The 18,207-nt window shown below is 62.1% G+C and carries 20 protein-coding genes; 11 read left to right on the top strand and 9 right to left on the bottom strand.

The annotated features are described in order from the left end of the window. Positions 1 to 5 precede the first annotated feature (5 nt). The 7 genes from thrC to coxB all read right to left on the bottom strand — a co-directional run bounded on the left by thrC (position 6) and on the right by coxB (position 5,633). Complete coding sequence (gene thrC / locus Q0949_RS05275) at positions 6 to 1,394, bottom strand: threonine synthase (protein WP_299369295.1); 1,389 nt, start codon at positions 1,392 to 1,394, stop codon at positions 6 to 8. A 12-nt stretch (positions 1,395 to 1,406) separates the two neighbouring features. Further along, complete coding sequence (locus Q0949_RS05270; protein ID WP_299369293.1) at positions 1,407 to 2,078, bottom strand: SURF1 family protein; 672 nt, start codon at positions 2,076 to 2,078, stop codon at positions 1,407 to 1,409. Positions 2,079 to 2,156: 78 nt separating this feature from the next. Then, the gene (locus Q0949_RS05265) at positions 2,157 to 3,011 is read right to left on the bottom strand and encodes a cytochrome c oxidase subunit 3 (RefSeq protein ID WP_299369291.1); all 855 of its coding nucleotides are present in this window, start codon (positions 3,009 to 3,011) and stop codon (positions 2,157 to 2,159) included. A 10-nt stretch (positions 3,012 to 3,021) separates the two neighbouring features. Continuing rightward, positions 3,022 to 3,600 (bottom strand): cytochrome c oxidase assembly protein, encoded by a 579-nt coding sequence (locus Q0949_RS05260; protein WP_299369289.1) that lies wholly within the window; start codon positions 3,598 to 3,600, stop codon positions 3,022 to 3,024. After that, on the bottom strand, positions 3,597 to 3,758 hold the full coding sequence (locus Q0949_RS05255) for a cytochrome C oxidase assembly protein (protein WP_299369287.1): 162 nt from the start codon (positions 3,756 to 3,758) through the stop codon (positions 3,597 to 3,599). Before Q0949_RS05255 ends, Q0949_RS05260 begins: the two co-directional genes overlap by 4 nt. Beyond that, entirely contained in the window at positions 3,755 to 4,693 is a 939-nt protein-coding gene (locus Q0949_RS05250; protein WP_299369285.1) for a heme o synthase, read from the bottom strand. The genes Q0949_RS05255 and Q0949_RS05250 overlap by 4 nt, the downstream gene beginning before the upstream one ends. A 58-nt stretch (positions 4,694 to 4,751) precedes the next feature. Beyond that, positions 4,752 to 5,633 carry a cytochrome c oxidase subunit II gene (gene coxB, locus Q0949_RS05245; RefSeq protein WP_299369283.1) on the bottom strand — a complete coding sequence of 294 codons (882 nt, stop codon included), beginning with the start codon at positions 5,631 to 5,633 and terminating at the stop codon, positions 4,752 to 4,754. Between the two features lie 174 nt (positions 5,634 to 5,807). On the opposite strand from coxB, the gene tldD reads away from it, so the two are divergent. The 3 genes from tldD to topA all read left to right on the top strand — a co-directional run bounded on the left by tldD (position 5,808) and on the right by topA (position 11,285). After that, positions 5,808 to 7,229: a metalloprotease TldD gene (gene tldD / locus Q0949_RS05240; RefSeq protein ID WP_299369281.1), complete on the top strand. Its 1,422-nt coding sequence runs from the start codon at positions 5,808 to 5,810 to the stop codon at positions 7,227 to 7,229. Between the two features lie 232 nt (positions 7,230 to 7,461). Continuing rightward, entirely contained in the window at positions 7,462 to 8,601 is a 1,140-nt protein-coding gene (gene dprA, locus Q0949_RS05235; protein ID WP_299369279.1) for a DNA-processing protein DprA, read from the top strand. A gap of 98 nt (positions 8,602 to 8,699) precedes the next feature. Continuing rightward, positions 8,700 to 11,285 (top strand): type I DNA topoisomerase, encoded by a 2,586-nt coding sequence (gene topA / locus Q0949_RS05230; protein ID WP_299369277.1) that lies wholly within the window; start codon positions 8,700 to 8,702, stop codon positions 11,283 to 11,285. Here topA and Q0949_RS05225 read toward each other — a convergent pair. Next, positions 11,266 to 11,718 (bottom strand): MarR family transcriptional regulator, encoded by a 453-nt coding sequence (locus tag Q0949_RS05225; RefSeq protein ID WP_299369275.1) that lies wholly within the window; start codon positions 11,716 to 11,718, stop codon positions 11,266 to 11,268. The genes topA and Q0949_RS05225 overlap by 20 nt on opposite strands. A gap of 121 nt (positions 11,719 to 11,839) precedes the next feature. On the opposite strand from Q0949_RS05225, the gene Q0949_RS05220 reads away from it, so the two are divergent. The 5 genes from Q0949_RS05220 to Q0949_RS05200 all read left to right on the top strand — a co-directional run bounded on the left by Q0949_RS05220 (position 11,840) and on the right by Q0949_RS05200 (position 15,323). Next, entirely contained in the window at positions 11,840 to 12,460 is a 621-nt protein-coding gene (locus Q0949_RS05220; RefSeq protein ID WP_299369273.1) for an SRPBCC family protein, read from the top strand. Positions 12,461 to 12,656: 196 nt separating this feature from the next. Next, positions 12,657 to 13,352, top strand: a complete 696-nt coding sequence (locus Q0949_RS05215) for a CoA transferase subunit A (RefSeq protein ID WP_299369272.1) — start codon at positions 12,657 to 12,659, stop codon at positions 13,350 to 13,352. 11 nt (positions 13,353 to 13,363) lie between these two features. Further along, the gene (locus Q0949_RS05210; protein ID WP_299369270.1) at positions 13,364 to 14,392 is read left to right on the top strand and encodes a PAS domain-containing protein; all 1,029 of its coding nucleotides are present in this window, start codon (positions 13,364 to 13,366) and stop codon (positions 14,390 to 14,392) included. Between the two features lie 9 nt (positions 14,393 to 14,401). Continuing rightward, on the top strand, positions 14,402 to 15,028 hold the full coding sequence (locus Q0949_RS05205) for a 3-oxoacid CoA-transferase subunit B (protein ID WP_299369268.1): 627 nt from the start codon (positions 14,402 to 14,404) through the stop codon (positions 15,026 to 15,028). A 4-nt stretch (positions 15,029 to 15,032) separates the two neighbouring features. Next, a complete protein-coding gene (locus Q0949_RS05200) occupies positions 15,033 to 15,323 on the top strand; it encodes a GNAT family N-acetyltransferase (RefSeq protein ID WP_299369266.1) in 291 nt (96 codons plus the stop codon). Between the two features lie 10 nt (positions 15,324 to 15,333). Here the strand turns inward: Q0949_RS05200 and Q0949_RS05195 are convergent, their stop codons facing one another. Then, positions 15,334 to 16,134, bottom strand: a complete 801-nt coding sequence (locus tag Q0949_RS05195; RefSeq protein WP_299369264.1) for a lytic transglycosylase domain-containing protein — start codon at positions 16,132 to 16,134, stop codon at positions 15,334 to 15,336. 372 nt (positions 16,135 to 16,506) lie between these two features. Here Q0949_RS05195 and Q0949_RS05190 point away from each other — a divergent pair, with 372 nt between their 5' ends. The 3 genes from Q0949_RS05190 (at position 16,507) to cpaB (ending at position 18,030) form a co-directional block, all read left to right on the top strand. Continuing rightward, on the top strand, positions 16,507 to 16,686 hold the full coding sequence (locus Q0949_RS05190; protein WP_299369262.1) for a hypothetical protein: 180 nt from the start codon (positions 16,507 to 16,509) through the stop codon (positions 16,684 to 16,686). Positions 16,687 to 16,795: 109 nt separating this feature from the next. After that, complete coding sequence (locus Q0949_RS05185) at positions 16,796 to 16,972, top strand: hypothetical protein (RefSeq protein WP_299369260.1); 177 nt, start codon at positions 16,796 to 16,798, stop codon at positions 16,970 to 16,972. 200 nt (positions 16,973 to 17,172) lie between these two features. Beyond that, complete coding sequence (gene cpaB, locus Q0949_RS05180) at positions 17,173 to 18,030, top strand: Flp pilus assembly protein CpaB (RefSeq protein WP_299369258.1); 858 nt, start codon at positions 17,173 to 17,175, stop codon at positions 18,028 to 18,030. Positions 18,031 to 18,207: the final 177 nt, after the last annotated feature.

The following is an 18,207-nucleotide window of genomic DNA, read 5'->3' as shown; positions in this document are numbered from 1 at the left end:
CGGTCTCACTGGGCGCGGTGCGCGATGATGTGGGCCTTGAGGGCGTCGAGGTCGTTGGGCACCCGTGTCAGGCGTTCGGGCCGTTCATACAGGTCCGCCATGCGCGGGGGAAGGGGCGGATGCACGCCCGTGGCCGCCTCGACCGCAGCCGGGAATTTCGCCGGATGCGCGGTGGCCAGCGTGACCATCGGCGTGCCTGCGACGCGCTGCTCTTCGGCGACATGCACGCCCACGGCAGAGTGCGGGCACAGCAGTTCGGTGGTCGCGGCCAAGGTCGCGGCGATCTGGGCGCTGGTGTCGTCTTCGGACACGCGGCCCGAGGCATAGTGTTCCTGCAAGGCCTGCATCGCGCCCTGGCTGACGTCAAAGCCGCCCGATTTCAATTCGTCCATCAGCTGCGCAACCGCGCCGCCGTCACGCCCGTAGGCATCAAAGAGCGCACGTTCGAAATTCGAGCTGACCTGGATGTCCATCGACGGGCTGATCGAGGGGATCGTGTCGCCTTTGTGATACCCCTGCCCCGCCAGACAGCGGTGCAGAATGTCGTTCTGGTTGGTGGCCACGACCAGACGGTCGATGGGCAGGCCCATACGCTTGGCGATGTACCCCGCAAAGATGTCGCCGAAATTCCCCGTGGGCACGGTAAAGCTGACCTGCCGCGCAGGCGCACCAAGCGCCACGGCGGAGGAGAAATAGTAGACAACCTGCGCCAGCACGCGCGCCCAGTTGATCGAGTTCACGCCCGCCAGCCCAACGCCGTCGCGGAAGTCGAAGTCGTTGAACATGTCCTTGAGCCGCGCCTGGCAGTCGTCAAAGTCGCCATCCAGCGCCAGCGCATGTACGTTGTCCTCGACCGGGGTGGTCATCTGGCGGCGCTGCACTTCGCTGACGCGGCCATGGGGATAGAGGATGAACACATCCACGTTGCTCAGCCCCCGGAACGCCTCGATCGCGGCAGAGCCGGTGTCGCCGGACGTCGCGCCCACGATGGTCACACGGTCGCCACGACGGGCCAGCGCGGTCTGGAACAGCTGGCCAATCAGCTGCATTGCAAAGTCTTTGAAGGCGAGCGTCGGTCCGTGGAACAGCTCAAGCAGGAAATGCCCCTGATCCAACTGCACCATCGGCGCGCGGGCGGCGTGGCCGAACCCGGCATAGGCGCGGTCGATACAGCCGCGGAATTCGTCGTCCGTGAACGTGTCGCCGACAAAGGGGCGCATTACCGTATAGGCGATCTGCTCATAGGATTGGCCCTCCATCGCGGCGATGTCGGCGGCGTCAATCTGCGGGATCGTCTCGGGCACATAAAGCCCCCCGTCCCGCGCGAGCCCGGTCAGCATCGTGTCTTCGAAGGTCAGCACCGGGGCCTGTCCCCGCGTGGATACATAGCGCATGTGTCGTCTTTCTCAGCGCGGGCTGCGGCGATGGCGCAGCAGGAAATATGCGGTCATGGCCCCCCAGATGGCGGCCAGCGAAAACCATGTGATGGCGTATTGCAGGTGATCGTTGGAAATACCAGCCGTGTCTACGGGCCAAGGCGTCACGCCAAGGTCCATTTCCGGCGCATCGCGCAGCACGACCATGATCGGCGCGGTCGACAGGGTGTCGGCCATGGCAGGCACATCGCGGGCAAACCACAGGTTGCCGTCGATATCGGGGGCGGGCGTGTAGCTGTCGGCCTCGTTCGGGGCGTCAAGGTTGCCGGTCAGCGTGACGGGCGTTTGCGGGACCGGGTCCACCGCGCGGGCGGCAGGCGCCCAGCCGGTGTCGACGAGGATGCGGCCATAGCCCTCGGCCTCGAAGGGACGGATGATGCGGTGCACGGCACCGGTCGTCTTGCGCGAGGCCAGCATGCGGATATGGCCCGTGCCGAACTGCCCGGTGATCTCGACCGGGGCATAGCGGGTGAACGCGGGCGTGGTGGCCGCCTTCAGGCTGATGGGGGCGGCGCTGATCTCGGTTTCGATGCGCGCCAGCAGGTCCTGTTTCCAGGCCAGCCGCTGCACCTGCCAGTTGCCAAGGGACAACAGCGTCGCCACCCCGGCCACGCCGACGATCAGAAGAAACCAAAGCCGCATCGCGCCCTCACCCTGTGCAAAAGAAAAAGCGCGCAGGCCAGGCCCGCGCGCTTTGAAGCCTTGAGAGATCCTGCGCGATCAGTGCGCGCCGGGCATTTGTGCCACGCCCCAGATGTAGACGGCAAAGAAGAGGAACAGCCAGACAACGTCCACAAAGTGCCAGTACCAGGCAGCGGCCTCGAACCCGATGTGTTTCTCGGCAGAGAAGTGCCCCTTCATCGCGCGCAGCAGGCAGACGAACAGGAAGATCGTGCCGATGATCACATGCGCGCCGTGGAACCCGGTCGCCATGAAGAAGGCGGAGAAGAACGTGTCATTGCCGAACTCCCAGCCCTTGTAGAGCAGATAGGAATATTCATAGCCCTGAAGGATCGTAAAGAACACGCCCAGCACAACCGCAATGGCCAGACCGTTGATCACGTCCTTGCGCTCACCGCCGTGCACCAGCGCGTGGTGCGCCCATGTTACGGCACAGCCCGACAGCAGCAGGATCAGCGTGTTGATCAGCGGCAGGTGGAAGGCATCCACGTGGTAGATCTCGGGGCGGACATATGTCGTGCCGACATATTCGCTCATCGGGTAGATGCCGTCTTTGAAGAAGGCCCAGAACCACGCGGCAAAGAACATGACCTCGGACATGATGAACAGGATGAAGCCATAGCGCAGGCCGATGCGCACGACCGGCGTGTGATCGCCGATCCGGCTTTCGCTGACGACGTCAGCCCACCAGCCGAACATCACGTAAAGCACCGCGACAAAGCCCATCAGGAACATCCAAGGGCCGCTTAGCTCGACGGTTTTGAACAGGATGGTCATGCCACCGGACATCCACGCAACGGCGCCGAACAGCATGAAAAAGCCAGCAAGCGCACCCAGCAGGGGCCAAGTCGATGGCGCAAGAATGTGGTAGTCGTGATTTTTTGCGTGGGCCATGGTCCGTCCCTCAGTTCAGGTTAGTGTCTGTTGCCTGCTCTAACGAAGCATATCCTTCGGGCAAGTCAATTTGGTAAAAAGTGTAGCTGAGCGTGATCGTGTGCACGTATTGCGCATCGCGATCCGTCACGATTTCAGGGTCGACATAGAAGGTCACGGGCATCTGGACACGCTCGCCCGGTGCCAGCACCTGCTCTTCAAAGCAGAAGCAGTCGATTTTGGAGAAGAAGCCGCCCGCCTCGTAGGGGGCCACGTTGTAGCTGGCCGATCCGGCGACCGGTTTGTCGGTCGGGTTGTAGGCCTCGTAAAAGGCCAGCCCGGTTTCGCCGATGCGCAACTCCATCTCGCGGACCGTGGGCGTGAATTGCCACGGCATGTTGCGTTCGAGGGACGCATCAAAGCGGACTTTGATGGTCTGGTCCAGGATGTCGTCGCTGGCCACTTCGCTGACGCCGGTGGTGCCGCCAAAGCCGGTGACGCGGCAGAACCAGTCGTAGAAGGGCACCGACGCCCACGCGAGGCCGCCCATGACGACAACCAAACCCACGGTCTGGGCCACTGTTTTCTGCGGTCCGCTCAATCTTGTCATTGTGTGGCCTCCGCCCGTGGCAATTCGAAATCACCGCTGGTGATCTTGACGAATGTCAGCGCCAGAACCAGCACGACGAAACCGGCCAGCATAAGGCCCACGCCCACATTGCGGCCCTTGCGGCGCTGGTGCAGTTCGTGTTCGGCTTTGATCGTCATGCCCAGATCCCCCATGCTGCGGGCAGAACCGCCTCTGCCAGGATCGCACCGAAGTGCAGGAACAGGTACCACAGCGACAGGCGGAAGAAGGATTTTTCCACCTTGTAGTCATCCGCCTCGGCCTGCGCCTCATCGCGCCGCCAGATGTCATAGGCGCCCTTGAGGAACAGCGCGTTCAGGATCAGCGCGGCGGCAAGATAGACGGGCCCGCCAATCGCGGTGAACGCCGTGCCGACGGCCAAAGCGACCAGCAGGACGGTGTAGACCAGAATGTGCACGCGGGTGGACTTGCGCCCATGCGTCACGGTCAGCATCGGCACGCCCGCATCGTCGTAATCCGACTTCATGAACAGGGCCAACGCCCAGAAATGCGGCGGAGTCCACATGAAGATCAGCGCGAACATCAGCCACGGCTCGATCGACATTGTGCCCGTTGCGACCACCCAGCCAATGACGGGCGGAAAGGCACCGGCGGCACCCCCGATCACGATGTTCTGCGGCGTGGCGCGCTTGAGCCACATGGAATAGATCACGATGTAGAAAAAGATGGTGAAGGCGAGCAATGCGGCCGCCATCAGGTTTGCCGCAAGGCCCAGCATCATCACGGACATGCCCGACAGGGCAAAACCAAGCACCTTGGCCTCGTCCGGAGTGACCTTGCCCGCAGGGATCGGCCGCTTGGCCGTGCGGCGCATGACGCCATCGATATCCGCGTCCCACCACATGTTCAACGCGCCGGACGCACCCGCACCGATGGCGATGAACAGGATAGAGGCAAAGCCGATCACCGGGTGCACCGATACCGGGGCCGCCAGCAAGCCGACCAACGCCGTGAACACAACCAATTGCATCACGCGCGGCTTCATCAAGGCGAAATAATCGCCCAGGCTCGCCTCGGCCTCGTGGGTCTGGTTCTGATAGCTGACGTCGGTCATGTGCACTGTTGTCCGTTATCGCGGGCGTCAGGCGGGGTCGCCCCCGCCCTCAAAGGGTTCAGTTGGAGGCGACCTGAAGGGTGCGCGGTGTGCCCGCGAACTCTTCACGCGCGCCCGCCAGCCATTCGGCATAGGCCTCTTCGCTGACCACTTTGACGGTGATCGGCATGTAGGCGTGGGCGATGCCGCACAGCTCGGAACACTGACCAAAGTAGATGCCCTCCTTCTCCGCCTCGAACCACAGTTCGGCCAGGCGGCCCGGCACGGCATCCTGTTTCACGCCGAAAGCAGGGATGGTCCAGGCGTGGATCACGTCCGCGCCGGTGACCTGGATCACGACGGTCTTGTTGACGGGGATCACGACGGCATTGTCGGTGGCCAGCAGGAAATCTTCACGACTGTAGCCTGCCGCGACGAGCGCCTCTTCGGTTTCCGGCGTCAGGGCGTTGTTGCCGCCCGTGGCCGGGGCACCGATCATGTAGCTGTCGAATGCGAACCCTTCGTCGACATATTCATAGCCCCAGAACCACTGATAGCCGGTCGCTTTGATGGTCACGTCCGCCTCCGGGATCTCCTGCTGGTGGAACAGCGTCGGCAGTGAGAAGGCACCGATGAAGACCAGGATGACAATCGGAATCACCGTCCAGGCAATTTCGATGGGCGTGTGGTGGGTAAAGCTGGCAGGCTCGGGGTTCCGTTTGGCGTTGTAACGGATCACCACCCAGGCCAGCAGCGCCACGACAAACAGCGTGATCAGCGTGATGATGACGAGGATCATGCCATCCAGCCATTGCAGGCGGCGCGCCACTTCGGTGGCGGCAGGTTGAAAGCCGATGCCGGCGTCGATGGGACGGCCAATCACTTCCAAACCGTCCTGTGCCCAGGCAGGCGCTGCGCCAAAGGCGCCGAGCACGCCCGAAATCGAGAGAAACTTTTTCATCTGGTCGTCCTGATCTTGTTGGATCGATCTTGCATTGTCGCGGAGGGCCAATGCACGCACTGCATCCCCGCCCGTTGTATTGTCGCGACTTACAATCATATCTTGCTTCCAAGATAAAGAGTTTACAGGCGCGTCAAACGGACGCTTCACCCCGCCCCCCGTCAGGAGAATGCGATGACCGACACCCCCTTTGCCCCGCTGGACACCGATGTGGACCGCGCCGCGGCCCTCGACATCCTGCGCGCCGCCACCGCCGGGGCGGATGACGGCGAATTGTTTTTCGAACGGCGCACGTCCGAGGCACTGGTTTATGACGATGGGCGGCTCAAGACAGCCAGCTATGATGCGGCACAGGGGTTTGGCCTGCGCGCGGTGCGCGGCGAGGTCGCAGGCTACGCCCATTCCACCGAGATCTCTGAGGCCGCGCTGCGCCGTGCGTCCGAGACCGCGCGCCTTGCGGTGGGGGACGGTGGCGGGACGCTGGCGGATGCGCCGCAGCCGACGAACCGGCGGCTCTACACGGCTGACAATCCGATTGCCGGTGCGTCATTTCCGGTAAAACTCGACACGCTCAAGGAGATCGACGCCTTTGTCCGCGACCTTGATTCGCGGGTCGTGCAGGTGTCGGCCTCGCTGGCCGCGTCCCTGCAAGAGGTCGAGATCCTGCGCCCGGACGGGCACAGCGTGCGTGACACCCGCCCCATGACCCGCCTGAACGTATCGGTCATCGTCGAACAGAACGGCCGCCGCGAAAGCGGGTCCGCGGGTGGCGGAGGGCGCGTTGGGCTTGATGGTCTGCTCCTGCCCGCCGACTGGCAGGCCAAGGCGCGCGAGGCGCTGCGCGTGGCGGTCGTGAACCTTGATGCGGTGCCGGCACCAGCGGGTGTGATGGACGTGGTGCTAGGCCCCGGATGGCCAGGTATCCTGCTGCACGAGGCGATTGGCCACGGGCTCGAGGGCGATTTCAACCGCAAGGGCAGCTCGGCCTTTGCCGGGTTGATGGGCCAGCAGATCGCAGCCCCCGGCGTGACCGTGCTGGACGATGGCACCCTGCCCGACCGGCGCGGATCGATCACCGTCGATGATGAAGGCACACCGTCAGCAAAAAACGTCCTGATCGAGGACGGTGTGCTGGTGGGTTACATGCAGGACCGCCAGAATGCGCGCCTGATGGGCGTGCCCGCCACCGGGAACGGACGGCGGCAGAGCTATGCCCATGCGCCGATGCCGCGCATGACCAACACCTACATGCTGGGCGGTGACACAGCACCAGGCGATATCGTGGCGGATCTGCGTGACGGGATCTATGCGGTGGGCTTTGGCGGCGGGCAGGTCGACATCACCAATGGCAAATTCGTGTTCAGCTGCACCGAGGCCTACCGTGTCGAGAACGGCAAGGTGGGTGCGCCGGTCAAAGGCGCCACGCTGATCGGCGACGGGGCAACGGCGCTGAAACATATCCGCGCGATCGGCAACGACATGGCGTTGGACCCCGGCATGGGCAATTGCGGAAAGGCCGGGCAATGGGTGCCCGTCGGTGTCGGCCAGCCGACACTGATGATCGGCGGACTTACCGTGGGCGGATCGGCCGCCTGATTCTGGAGCCGATTCTGCGCCGCTGTCCCTGTTGGCGGTGCAAACCTCGCTATAAATGAGGAGGCGCGGCCCGCCGGGCGTGTTTCGCTTTTGTTCCAATTCGATAAAATCGAACGAATTTTTCCTTGAGAAATCAACCATGACGGGCATTAAATCGAATTTGCGCGTCAGCGTTCATGCGTTGTTAACCTTGCCAAACCTACAACATTCCCAGCAACGGACGGAGCCGCGGATGACTGACAAGGATACCCATCCTTCTTCCACTCACCCCCCACTCCCACCCACCTCGGAAGATGACCAGTTCTTGCGTCTTCGTCTGTTGCGATCCCGCCGGGTCGGCATTTCAACGTATAAACGACTGCTGATTGAACACGGCACCGCGCAAAACGCGCTGGCCGCGCTACCTGAGGTAGCGCGCGCCGCCGGCGTTGCGCGCTATGAAATCTGCCCCGAGGGCGTCATCCATGCAGAGCTGAAAGCCGCCCGCCTCGCGGGTGCCACGCTTGTCGCGCAAGGCACGCCCGCCTACCCTGCGGCGCTTGACGCGCTGCCCGATGCGCCGCCTTTCCTGTGGGTGCTGGGCGATCCGGCCATCCTGCAACGACCGATAATTGCGATGGTCGGCGCCCGCAACGCATCCTCCCTCGGCACCCGTATGGCGCGTCGTCTGGCCCATGATCTGGGGGCCGCAGGCTATGTCGTGGTATCGGGCCTTGCCCGCGGTGTTGATGCCGCCGCCCATCTCGCGGCGCTTGAGACCGGCACCGTCGCCGTGCAGGCGGGCGGGGTCGACACGATCTATCCGGCCGAAAACGCGGAACTGGCGGAAAATATCGCCAAGCAGGGCGCCCGGCTCAGCGAACAGCCTATGGGCCTGCAACCGATGGCGCGGCACTTTCCCGCGCGCAACCGCATCATCTCCGGCCTTGCCCAGGCCACCGTCGTGGTCGAGGCTGCGGCCAAGTCAGGCAGCCTGATCACCGCACGCGACGCGCTGGATCTGGGTCGCGACGTACTGGCCGTGCCGGGGCACCCGATGGATGCGCGTGCGTCTGGCTGCAACATGTTGATCCGTGACGGTGCCACGCTGGTGCGCAGTGCCCATGACGTGCTTGAGGCGCTGGCCCCCATTGCGCCGCGCGCGCCCGAACTGCCGCTCGAGCCTGCGCCGCAACCGGCCCGCGATTTGCGCACGATGGCGCAGCTGCACCAACAGATCCTGTCGCGGCTTGGCCCGTCCCCCGTGGCCGAAGACCAGCTTATCCGTGACCTCGGCGCACCCACCGCCAAAGTCGCGCCCGTGCTGGTGGAACTGGAGCTTGACGGCGCGATCGATCGGGCCCCGGGTGGCCTGCTGACCCGCGCCAGTTAGGCGCACCCTGTCCGCGCCAGTTGACATTCCGGGCTTGCACCCCACATCTTGCGCCGCCATAGAGCACGCACATTTCCCGTTCGAGGTACGCCCCTTAAATGCCTGTCGTCGTTGTCGAATCCCCAGCTAAAGCCAAGACAATCAACAAATATCTGGGCGACGAATATACCGTTCTGGCCAGTTATGGTCACGTCCGGGATCTGCCGCCCAAGGACGGATCAGTCGATCCCGAGAACGAATTCGACATGCTTTGGGAAGTCGCCAGCGACAGCAAAAAGCACGTCAAGGCCATCGCCGACGCCCTCAAGGAAGACAACGCGCTGATCCTCGCAACCGACCCCGACCGCGAGGGCGAGGCGATCAGCTGGCACCTGCAAGAGGCGCTGACCAAGCGCAAGTCGATCAAGAAGGACACGCCAGTCAGCCGCGTCACCTTCAACGCCATCACCAAGGCCGCCGTGACCGAAGCCATGGCGAATGCCCGCCAGGTCGACATGCCACTGGTCGAGGCCTATCTGGCGCGCCGTGCGCTGGATTACCTTGTCGGGTTCAACCTGTCGCCCGTGCTTTGGCGCAAGCTGCCGGGTGCGAAATCCGCCGGGCGGGTGCAATCCGTATGTCTGCGCATCCTGACCGAACGCGAGATGGAGATCGAAGCGTTCCGCAATCGCGAGTACTGGTCGGTCAAGGCCCTGCTGGCGTCCCCGCGGGGACAGGAATACGAGGCGCGGCTGGTCAACCTTGCCGGAAAGAAGCTCGAGAAATACGACCTCGAGAACCAGACACAGGCAGAGATGGCCCAGCAGGCCATCACCAGCCGCGATCTGAAGGTCCAGTCGGTTGAGGCGAAACCGGCGTCGCGCAACCCATCTGCCCCGTTCATGACTTCGACCCTGCAACAGGAAGCCAGCCGCAAGTTCGGCATGGGCGCACGCCAGACCATGTCGAGCGCGCAGCGTCTCTATGAGGCGGGCTATATTACTTATATGCGGACCGATGGGATCGACATGGCGCCCGAGGCCGTGACCATGGCACGTGACGCGATCAAGGACCGCTATGGCGCCGAATACGTGCCGGCCCAGCCGCGCATGTACAAGAACAAGGCCAAGAACGCCCAAGAGGCACACGAGTGCATCCGCCCCACGGACATGGCGCGCGATGCCGCCAGCCTGAAGATCACGGATGACGATCAGCGCAAGCTTTATGATCTGATCTGGAAACGGACGCTGGCCTGCCAGATGGAGGGCGCGCGCCTCGAACGGACCACGGTCGAGATCGGCAGCGACGATGGCCAGGTGGGCCTGCGCGCCACCGGTCAGGTTGTGCTTTTCGATGGCTTTCTGCGGGTCTACGAGGAAGGCCGCGATGACGATGTGGTGGACGATGACGACAAGCGCCTGCCGCAGTTGAGCCAGGGCGATGCCGCCGACAAGCGCTCGGTCACGCCCGAGCAGCACTTCACGCAGCCGCCCCCCCGCTATACCGAGGCCACGCTGGTCAAGCGGATGGAAGAACTGGGCATCGGGCGCCCCTCGACCTATGCCAGCATCGTGACGACGATCCAGGACCGCGGCTATGTACGCAAGGACCGCAACCGCCTGATCCCCGAGGACAAGGGGCGGTTGGTGATCGCGTTTCTGGAGAATTATTTCCGCAAATACGTAGGGTACAATTTTACCGCCAGCCTCGAAGAAGAGCTGGATGACGTGAGCGCGGGCGACCGCGACTACAAGGACGTGCTGGGCCGGTTCTGGCAGGATTTCAGCGCGGCCATCGCCGAGACGTCCGAATTGCGCATTACGGAAGTGCTGGAAAAGATCAACGAGGTGCTGGAGCCGCACCTGTTCCCGGCCAACGAAGACGGCACCGATCCGCGTCTCTGCCCCAATTGCGGCGCGGGCCGGCTGTCGATGCGCACGGCCCGGTCGGGCGGTGCGTTCATCGGATGTTCAAACTATCCCGAGTGCCGCTATACCCGCGCCTTTGGCCCGCCCGGCGCGGAGGATGACAGCGGCATTCCCCCAGAGGGCAAGTTGCTGGGCGAGGACGAAGGCGACAAGATCTATGCCTTCAAGGGCCGGTTCGGGCCCTATGTCCAGCGCGGCGAAGTGACGGATGACAACAAGAAACCACCGCGCCAGTCCATCCCCAAGGAGTGGCCACCCACCGAAGTGGATCTGGAACAGGCCGTGCGACTGTTGTCCCTGCCGCGCCAGATCGGCCCCCACCCCGAGGACGGGATCATGGTTTGGTCGAATATCGGGCGCTACGGGCCTTATCTGAAACACGCGGAATCGACGTCGGATCGCGGCGGCACCAATGCCAATCTGGAAAGCATCGAGGAGGTGTTTACCGTGGGCATGAACCGCGCGGTTCAGTTGCTCGCTGAAAAGGTGGCGAGCCGTGGTGGCCGCGGCGTAGCGGCCAAACCGCTGCACGAACTTGGCGAGCACCCCGATGAGGGCGGGCCAGTCAATGTGATGAAGGGCAAGTACGGGCCCTATGTGAAGTGGGGCAAGGTCAACGCCACGATCCCCAAGGGCACCGAACCCGAGGCGGTGACCATGGAGATGGCCGTGCAGCTGATCGCCGAGAAAGCGCCGAAAAAGAAAACGACGCGCAAGAAGGCACCGGCCAAGAAACCCGCTGCCAAGAAAAAGGCCGCTAAGTCGAAGTCCGAGTAGCGGCCGCACCGTCCGTCTCGAGCGCCTCGACGCGGCCCGCGACCTGCCCGAGCAGGTCCAGCAGGTTGTCCTGATCACCGCCTGACAGAGCGGACAGAAACAGCTCCATGTTGCGGATGTCTTGGCTGTGGATTGCCTCGGCGATCTGGCGGCCCTGCGTCGTGAGCGTCAGATCATAGGCGCGGCGGTCGGTTTTGTTCTGCGTGCGCGCGACATAGCCACGCTTGACCAGCCGCGCGATCACGCTGCTGGCCGTGGTCGCGGCCACCCCCAACCCGTCCGCCATATCTGACGCCCGCAGGCTAGGCGCCGTGCGCAACATGGAAAGCGTGTGGAAATCCAAGGGGTTGAACTTGATCACATGCTGATGTTCCGGCCCGGTCCGTTCGCTGACCAGCATCACGCGCATCAGCACGTGAACGTATTCCAGCAATTTGCACGCCTTGGTCATAACAGTTTTTCGCCAAACGCACTTGAAGTGGCAAGGGGCAATCCCATTTACTACGATACTCGCACCAATTACTGCGAACTTCGCAACAAAAGGAGTTTTTGTCATGTCCGTCCGTTCAGCTTTCGTTGCCGCCCTGCTTGTTGTGCCTTTGGCCGGAGCCGCCGCCGCAGGCACCGGGATCAGCCCGCCGATCCCCTATCTGACCTATGCCTCGCAAACCTCCGACATCCCTGCCCCGCCGGAACTGGCGGCGCAGAAGAGTTACTTGACCAATACGGAGACGGCGACGTTCACCGGAACGGTCGCAGGGTTCCGCGCCTTTCTGGATGCCAACCCGATCACCGATTTTGTCGTGGCCACGGATGCGATCCCTGCGATCGAGGGCATCACCTATCTGTCGGGGACATGGCCCGAGGTCGGCGCGTTGCGGCGTGTGGACCTGGCCGGCGGGCACAGTGTGCACGAACGCGTCCTGACAAACACGGACGACACGTTTGCCTACCAGATCTGGAACATCACCGCGCCTTCGGGGCGCGCGATCAGCCATATCATGGGGCAGTTCCACTATGACCAGAGCGGCGACGAGGTCACGGTGACGTGGGACTATAACATCAAGCCCAGTATCTTTGTCGCGCGCCCTGCCATTCGCGGATTTCTGCGCGACGATTTCGGCCCGTTCATGGAGGCCGGTCTGACCGGTGTTGTCGCCGCCTATCAGCAGTGATGCCCCTTGGAACAGCCCGCGTTTGCCGGGCTGTTTGACCCGCATCATGGGCCAGTTTGCACTATATCCCCAAAGCGCTGTTAGACAGGCGTTAACTGGCGTCGGCGCGGGCGCTTGCGTTGACTTTGCACCCGGTTGGCGTCACATATTTTACCAGAAGTGAGATTACCTGTTCGCAGGTTGCTTGAGGGTGCGCATGAAAAAGATCTATGGGTCCGCCGCTGAGGCGCTGGACGGTTTGCTGTTTGACGGAATGTTTATTGCTGCGGGTGGCTTTGGCCTGTGTGGTATCCCCGAACTGTTGCTGGACGCGATCAAGGACGCGGGCACAAAGGACCTGACCTTTGCGTCTAACAATGCGGGCGTGGATGATTTCGGCATTGGCATCCTGTTGCAGACCCGTCAGGTCAAGAAGATGATCTCGTCCTATGTCGGTGAGAATGCCGAGTTCATGCGTCAGTACCTGTCGGGCGAGCTTGAACTGGAGTTCAACCCGCAGGGCACGCTGGCAGAACGGATGCGTGCGGGCGGCTGCGGCATCCCTGGCTTTTACACCAAGACGGGCGTTGGCACGGTCATTGCCGACGGCAAGGAGCACAAGGAATTCAACGGCGAGACGTATATCATGGAAGAAGGCATCTTTGCCGATCTGTCCATTGTCAAGGCGTGGAAGGCCGACGAGACCGGCAACCTGATTTTCCGCAAGACTGCGCGAAATTTCAACCCGCCTGCGGCGATGTGTGGTAAGGTCTGTGTTGTCGAAGTCGAAGAAATCGTTCCAACCGGCAGCCTGGACCCCGACCACATCCACCTGCCCGGTATCTATGTCCATCGCCTGATCAAGGGCGAACATGAAAAGCGCATCGAACAGAGAACAACCCGCGCCGCGTAAGGAGCCAGGCCATGCCTGACACCATCGAACAACTGCTGGACGACGACAAAAGCTTTGAGGGGTTCTCTCGGGCGCAGATCGCGATGATCGTCACGAACCCGCATCTGGATGACAATCCGATTGTCTACGTGAACCAGGCGTTCACGCGGTCCACCGGCTATGCCCGGTCGGCGTCCATCGGGCGAAATTGTCGGTTCCTGCAAGGCGAAGGCACAAAGAAATCCGATGTGGACAAGTTGCGCGCCGGTATCGAAGCCGAAGAGAGCGTGAGCGTCGACATCCTGAACTACCGCGCCAATGGCGAGCCGTTCGTGAATCGGCTGATCGTGGCACCGGTGGCGGACGACAGCGGCCACACCCGGTATTTCGTGGGCATTCAGAAAGAGCTGCGCCACGGCGAGATGTCGACCAGCACCGAAGAGGTGCATTCGCAACTGATCGAGATCCAGAATCGTGTGGCCTCGGACCTGTCGATGATCATCGGCATGATCCGCCAGCAGACCGGCGCGACATCCGTGCCGGAAGATTTTGCCGCACTGAGCCGCCGGATCGAGACGCTGCAACTGCTTTATGAGGAAATGAAGCTGTCGGATCAGCAGTCCAACCGAGACAGCATCCAGATGGGCAGCTACCTGTCACGCCTTGCTGCGGCCATTGCCCATGTTGAAGGGCGCTCGGGTATCCGCCTGTCGCTTCAGGTCGAACCGCTCGAAGTGCCGATCGAGACCGCGACGCGTGTGGGTCTGGTCCTGTCGGAACTTTTGACAAACGCGTTCCAACATGCGTTCGACCGCATCGAAAACGGGCTGGTCGAGGTTCGGATGAGCCGCCTGAGCGCGGGCGGTTTGCGCCTGATCGTGTCGGATGACGGCGTTGGCGTGCCGCAGGACATGGATTGGCCCGATCCGCGCACCATGGGTGGCCGCATCGTGTCCGGGTTGATCGAGGGGCTGGAAGGCACCTTGCATCTGGGCCGGGGTGCCGCTGGCAGTTTTATCACCATCGACGTGCCTGCGGGCGCGACACTTGTAGACGAATAAGGAAGACCGATGCCTTGGGATCGCAATCAAATGGCCGCGCGGGCCGCACAGGAACTCGAAGACGGCTGGTACGTGAACCTCGGCATCGGGATTCCGACGCTGGTGTCGAACTATATCCCCGAGGGGATCGAGGTGACGCTGCAATCCGAAAACGGCATGTTGGGCATGGGTCCGTTTCCGGTTGAGGGCACCGAAGACGCCGATCTGATCAATGCCGGCAAGCAGACTATTACCGAATTGCCGCAGACAGCCTATTTCGACAGCGCGCAAAGCTTTGGCATGATCCGTGGCGGCAAGATCGCGATGGCGATCCTCGGCGCGATGGAAGTGGCCGAGAACGGTGATCTGGCGAACTGGATGATCCCGGGCAAGCTGGTCAAGGGCATGGGCGGCGCGATGGATCTGGTCGCCGGTGTGGGCCGGGTGGTCGTGGTCATGGACCACACCAACAAGCACGGCGACAGCAAGGTGCTCAAGGAATGCACCCTGCCGCTGACCGGTCAGGGCGTCGTGGATCGCATCATCACCAATCTGGGTGTTCTGGACGTGGTTGAGGGCGGTCTCAAGATCGTCGAAACCGCCGATGGCGTGACCGAAGACGAATTGCGCGCGGCCACGCAGGCAACGCTGGTTTAACCTCATGCCCGGCTTCGACATCTCGCGCGAGGACGGGGACACCAAGGGGCGCTATGTGCTGACCTCCGACGGGGTCGAGGCAGAACTGACCTATTCCATCTTGTCACCCCGGACCCGCATCGCGGATCACACCGGGGTGCCCGACGCGCTGCGTGGCACGGGCGCCGGTCTGGCACTGGTCACGCGTCTGGTCGAGGATGCGCGCGCCGAAGGCTGGAAGATTGTGCCGCTCTGCCCCTTTGTGAATGCACAGCGCAGGCGCCATCCGGAATGGGCGGACGCATTCAACGTCTGATCGCCGCGCATCAGTTCAGGGCAGCGAACACGCATCCATCCGTCACCAGCTGCGGCGGCGTGATGCACAGGCCGCGCGCCAGTTGGAACGTGGCTAGCACCTTGGGCACATAATCACGCGTTTCGGCAAAAGGTGGCACGCCCTGATGTTTGCGCACCGCGCCCTCGCCCGCGTTATAGCCTGCCAGAACCATCACCGGGTCCCGGTCAAAACTGTTCATCAGCCAATCGAGATATTTCACCCCGCCCGCGATGTTCTGCGCGGGCTCAAAGCTGTCCGTCACACCAAAACGGGTCGCGGTGTCGGGGATCAACTGCATCAACCCCTGCGCCCCTGCCCCGCTTTGCGCATCGACCCGGCCACCGGATTCCACCATGATGACCGCCAACACAAGTGCGGGCGAGACGTCCGTGCCGATGGTTGCCTTGAGAATGTCGATGCCATGGGCCTTGGCCAGCGTTTGCATCTGTTGCAACCTTGGGACGGCCACCGGCGTTTCGGCCCGCGCCAGCGCCCGCATTGCCAGATCCAGCCGCCCCGGCCCTGCATCCGCCAGTTCCGGCGAGACATCCGACCAAAACCAATCATACCGCGTGCCGGGTGCTGCGGCCGTCGTCTCGGCTGCTGGCGCGGCCGGAGCGGTGGCGGGCGCTGCGGGATCAATCTGCACGGTGATGCGTTTGCTTGTGCCTGCCTTGGGGGGTTTGACACGCTTGGCCGAAAAATCCTTGAACGGGGGCGGATCCTGCGCCGCGACCGGGCCCACACATATACATGCGGCCAGAAAACCGGCCAGACAAAGGGATTTCATAAGACTGCTCGTTTTTGGCTGCGGTTCTGTGACTGCTGATCCTTGGACTATCGCAAAAAACCGGTCTCAAATCCAGTATTGCCCCCTCAAACATGGCATTTTCGCCTTATTTAACCCTGCGTTTACCAGGATTTCATCGGATGAAGAAAAAGTTAGGATTTATTAACATGCAAAATCAGTAACTTAGATACTTCGGCGGTAAAAAAGCGGATCGGACGTGAAAAGCCCAATTTGCCGCCAAATTCGTGCCCCAATCAGACGGCTATATAGCGTCATACCAAGTCGGACACGGGCCAAAGAGAGAGAGCGGCCCACACTACGGACGACAAGGTTGAAACGCAAAATCTACTGATCCTTTGGAGGGACACTACCATGATGAAATTTATCAAAAACTTCCGCAAAGACGAAAACGGCGCCGTGACTGTTGACTGGGTTGTGCTGACAGCCGCTGTTGTTGGTCTGGCCGTTGCAGCTTACACCTCGATCGAAACAGGTTCCAAAGAGCTGACAGCCGACACAGACAAGTTCCTGCAGGCTCAAGACCCCAACTAAGTTGGTCTGACTTGACAGTGTAACAACGCTTGAGGGCCGCGACCGATCCCGGACGCGGCCCTTTGTTCTGAACAGCAATCGTCACGAGACATTTGAGTAGAGGTTGAAGATGAAAGAGTATTTGAACAAATTGTTGCGCGACGATGATGGTGCTGTCACCGTTGATTGGGTTGTGCTGACCGCAGCAGTTGTGGGCCTTGCCGTGGCCCTGGTTGTGGCGCTGACCAACGGATCCGCTGGCGTCTCTGCCGGTGTCGAATCCTTCATGAAGAACTGGTCCTTCTGATACGGACAGGGTTCATAAGACACGTGTGACAACGCGAACACCCCGGTCCTGCCGGGGTTTTGGCATTTGCGGGCTCTGCGCGGGCGCCGTTGCCCCGGTACGACCCCACCCGCTCCCTGAATTCGCCACAATCTGCGGTCACAAGGATCGCGAGAGGCTCCCACCCTTCCGGTGCAAGGGCCCAACAAAGAGGTGCTGAAATGCGTATGGTATTTGGATTGGTTTTACTTGCCGGGATCGCCCTGGCCGGTGGTGCCGTTTACATGGCGAAAAACTACATTGGGCAGTATCAGACGGCGCTGGCAAAGGAACGTGCGCAGCGCGAAAAGATTGTGCCGACGATCCCGGTCTACGTTGCTGATCGTCTGCTGAAATACGGCGAAGAGCTGACGATGGAAGATGTCCGCACCGTGGACTGGCCTGAAAACGCCATTCCCGAGGGCGCCTTTACCGAAGACAATCCCCTCTTTGCCGAAGGTGTGACAGACCCGCGTGTTGTTCTGCGTACCATGGAAAAGGACGAGGCCGTGCTGCTGGTCAAGGTGACCGCGCCCGGCGAGGAAGCGGGCCTGACGTCGCGTCTTGAACGCGGCATGCGCGCCTTTGCGATCAAGGTTGATGTCGCCACCGGCGTGTCGGGCTTCCTGCGTCCCGGTGACCGCGTGGACGTCTATTGGACTGGTCGTGTGGACCAGTCACTGAGCCAGGACCGCGGCGAAGTGACCAAGCTGATCCAGCCCGGTATCAAGCTGATCGCCATCGACCAGAATGCCGCCGGTGATCTGGATGGAACGCGCATTGCGCAGACCGTCACCGTGGCCGTGCAACCCGCGCAAGTGGCTGCCTTGGCGCAGGCGCAGTCGACGGGCCGTCTGTCCCTGGCCCTGGTGGGTGCCGAGGATGACACGATTGCCGGATCCATCGAGGTTGACCAACGCTCGCTTCTGGGCATCGAACGCGAAGAGATCAAAGCCGAAGTGCAAAAGGAACAAATCTGTTCCATCCGCACACGGCGCGGTGCCGAGGTGGTCGAAATCCCGATCCCCTGCACCAACTGATCCCTGCAATTCAACGGCTTACCCCGGCGTCACCCCCCAAGGTGGCGCCGGTTTCGTCGTGACCTGTTGCTGGTTATCCACATAAACGAATCGCCTGAAGTCATTGATTCTTGCAAAAAAATCGAAACTGCCCCACAGTGGTGACAATTGCGGGCACGTAGACCCGCCCCCGAGGCG

Origin of the sequence: uncultured Tateyamaria sp., from assembly GCF_947487805.1 — a bacterium.
In the GTDB taxonomy this organism is placed as follows: domain Bacteria; phylum Pseudomonadota; class Alphaproteobacteria; order Rhodobacterales; family Rhodobacteraceae; genus Tateyamaria.
This window is presented reverse-complemented; position numbering and strand designations above follow the sequence as displayed.